Here is a 3,221-nt window from a genome sequence, read left to right as displayed (position 1 = left end):
GCTTCCGAGGACCCTGCGGTGTCCGGTCCTCACGGATCTCGAAGTCCATCGCACCCCTTGAGCTGGGGTGTTGCGACGACCACTAGAACCCAAGCACGCGGCGCGGGCCCCTTCCGGCATTTCCACGGTGACAGCTGGTACACAGGTCGGGACGCTCCGATCGGCAAGGAGGATGCGACCGTGTCGCGAAGCACCGCAGTGCTCACGCTCCTCGCCACCGTCCTGTGCCTGGGCACCGGCCGCCGCTCGGCCGCCGGCCGACGGTGGCCCCACTACGATCGGGTACTTCGCCACCTCGCCACTCCCCGAAGGCGGCACGACCGGCTCCACGTGGGACGCGTCCTCGGGCAGGTGGCGGCCGGTCCGGTAGCGGACCGGGGGCGGCCCTGCGACGGCTGTGGCCGGGGGCGCCGGCGCAGCTTTGCCCGCACCGAGGCCGAGCAGGCAAGATAGCCCGGTGACCCTCCTGGACCTGATGCCGAAGCCCGCCACGCCCGACTCGCTGTTCGAGACCTTCGCCGAGTGGGCGACGGAGCGCGGCATCACCCTCTACCCCGCCCAGGAGGAGGCGCTGATCGAGCTGGTCTCGGGCAACAACGTCATCCTCGCCACGCCCACCGGCTCGGGGAAGAGCCTGGTCGCGGCGGGTGCGCACTTCGCGGCGCTGGCCGAGGGCAAGCGCACCTTCTACACCGCGCCCATCAAGGCCCTGGTCTCGGAGAAGTTCTTCGACCTGGTGAAGATGTTCGGCACCGAGCAGGTCGGCATGATGACGGGTGACGCCAGCGTCAACCCGACCGCGCCGATCATCTGCTGCACCGCCGAGGTGCTGGCCAACATCGCGCTGCGCGACGGCGACCGGGCCGACATCGGCCAGGTCGTGATGGACGAGTTCCACTTCTACGCCGAGCCGGACCGCGGCTGGGCCTGGCAGATCCCGATCCTCGAACTGCCGCAGGTGCAGTTCCTGCTGATGTCGGCCACCCTCGGCGACGTCCGCCGCTTCGAGGAGGACCTGACCCGCCGCACCGGCCGCCCGACCACCGTGGTCCGCTCGGCCACCCGCCCGGTGCCGCTGTTCTACGAGTACCGCCGCACCACCATGCACGACACCCTGGAGGAGCTGCTGAAGACCGGTCAGGCGCCGGTCTACGTCGTGCACTTCACCCAGAAGGAAGCCGTCGAGCGCGCGCAGTCGCTGATGAGCATCAACATGTGCTCCAAGGAGGAGAAGGAGGCGATCGCCGACCTGATCGGCCGCTTCCGCTTCACCACCAAGTTCGGCCGCAACCTCTCCCGGTACGTCCGTCACGGCATCGGCGTGCACCACGCGGGCATGCTGCCCAAGTACCGCCGCCTGGTCGAGCGCCTGGCCCAGGCCGGCCTGCTCAAGGTGATCTGCGGCACCGACACCCTCGGCGTGGGCGTCAACGTGCCGATCCGCACCGTGCTGTTCACCGCGCTCTCCAAGTACGACGGCATCCGGGTGCGCACCCTGCGCGCCCGGGAGTTCCACCAGATCGCCGGCCGGGCCGGCCGGGCCGGGTTCGACACCGTCGGCCAGGTGGTCGCGCAGGCGCCCGAGCACGTGATCGAGAACGAGAAGGCCGTCGCCAAGGCGGGTGACGACCCGAAGAAGAAGCGCAAGGTCGTCCGCAAGAAGGCGCCGGAAGGTTTCGTCGGCTGGACGGAGGAGGGCTTCGAGAAGCTCATCGCCGCCGACCCCGAGCCGCTGGTCTCCCGCTTCAAGGTCAGCCACGCGATGCTGCTCTCCGTCATCGGCCGCCCCGGCAACGCCTTCGAGGCGATGCGCAAGCTCCTGACCGACAACCACGAGGACAAGAACGCGCAGCGCCGCCACATCCGCAGCGCGATCGCCATCTACCGCTCGCTGCTGGCCGGCGGCGTGGTCGAGCGCCTGGAGGAGCCCGACGCCGAGGGCCGGATCGTCCGCCTGACCGTCGACCTGCAGGAGAACTTCGCGCTCAACCAGCCGCTCTCCACCTTCGCGCTGGCCGCCTTCGAGCTGCTCGACCGCGAGTCCCCCTCCTACTCCATGGACGTGGTCTCGGTGGTCGAGGCGACGCTCGACGACCCGCGCCAGATCCTCGCCTCCCAGCAGAACAAGGCGCGCGGCGAGGCGATCGGCGAGATGAAGCGGGACGGCATCGAGTACGAGGAGCGGATGGAGCGGCTCCAGGAGATCACCTACCCGAAGCCGCTGGAAGAGCTGCTGAACCACGCGTACGAGGTCTACCGCCAGGCCCACCCGTGGATCGGCGACCACGCGCTGGCGCCCAAGTCGGTCATCCGCGACCTCTACGAGCGGGCGATGACCTTCTCGGACTACGTGGGCCACTACGACCTGGCCCGCACCGAGGGCATCGTGCTGCGCTACCTGGCCGGCGCGTACAAGGCGCTGGAGCAGACCGTCCCGGAGGACATGAAGACGGACGACCTCAAGGACGTCATCGCCTGGCTCGGCGAGCTGGTCCGCCAGGTCGACTCCAGCCTGCTGGACGAGTGGGAGCAGCTGGCCAACCCGACCGACGAGCAGGCGCCGGAGATCTCGCTGGACGAGCGCCCGCAGCCGGTCACCGCCAACGAGCGGGCCTTCCGGGTGCTGGTGCGCAACGAGATGTTCCGCCGGGTGGAGCTCGCGGCGCTGGAGCACTACAACACGCTGGGCGAGCTGGACGGCGAGTACGGCTGGGACGGCGACCGCTGGGCGGACGCGATGGACGCCTACTGGGACGAGCACGACGACCTGGGCACCGGGCCGGACGCGCGCGGGCCCAAGATGCTCCTGATCGACACCTCGGACGCCGAGGAGGAGTACTCCTGGCGGGTCCGGCAGATCTTCGACGACCCGGCGGGCGACCACGACTGGGGCATCTCGGCCGAGGTCGACCTGGTCGGCTCCAACGAGGAGGGCCGGGCCGTGCTGCGGGTCACGGCCGTGGACCGGCTGGACGGCTGACCCGCCGACAGCCCTGAGCAGGGGCCACCACCTGCGAGAACAGCTTACGTGAACGCGGAATCCCTTCTCCGGAAGGGTTTCTGACGGCAGGTTATGGACAGAATCCGGCGATTCCCGGCCCTGTCGGGACCGCCGGGTCGACGCGATGATGGGCGGGCGCCGCCGCCGGGGGCTGTGCCGAGCTGCACTGGTTGGCCGGGCGGCCGACCGACCGACTGGTGCGGCCCACCTACGAGTTGGC

The 3,221-nt window shown here is 70.0% G+C and carries 1 protein-coding gene; it reads left to right on the top strand.

Annotation, left to right across the window (positions count from 1 at the left end; translation table 11 throughout):
• The first annotated feature begins 475 nt into the window (after nt 1-475).
• A complete protein-coding gene (locus ABT095_RS38705) occupies nt 476-2,980 on the top strand; it encodes a DEAD/DEAH box helicase (RefSeq protein ID WP_502885145.1) in 2,505 nt (834 codons plus the stop codon).
• Nucleotides 2,981-3,221: the final 241 nt, after the last annotated feature.

The sequence above is a fragment of the Kitasatospora sp. NPDC002227 genome (genome assembly GCF_040296285.1).
Taxonomy (GTDB): domain Bacteria; phylum Actinomycetota; class Actinomycetes; order Streptomycetales; family Streptomycetaceae; genus Kitasatospora.
The sequence above is the reverse complement of the archived record's forward strand: the minus strand, read 5'-3'. Positions and strand labels throughout refer to the sequence as shown.

Coding starts and splice junctions, on each gene's coding strand:
- ABT095_RS38705 (WP_502885145.1), top strand. CDS start 476: ATGCCGAAGCCCGCCACGCCCGACTCGCTGTTCGAGACCTTCGCCGAG.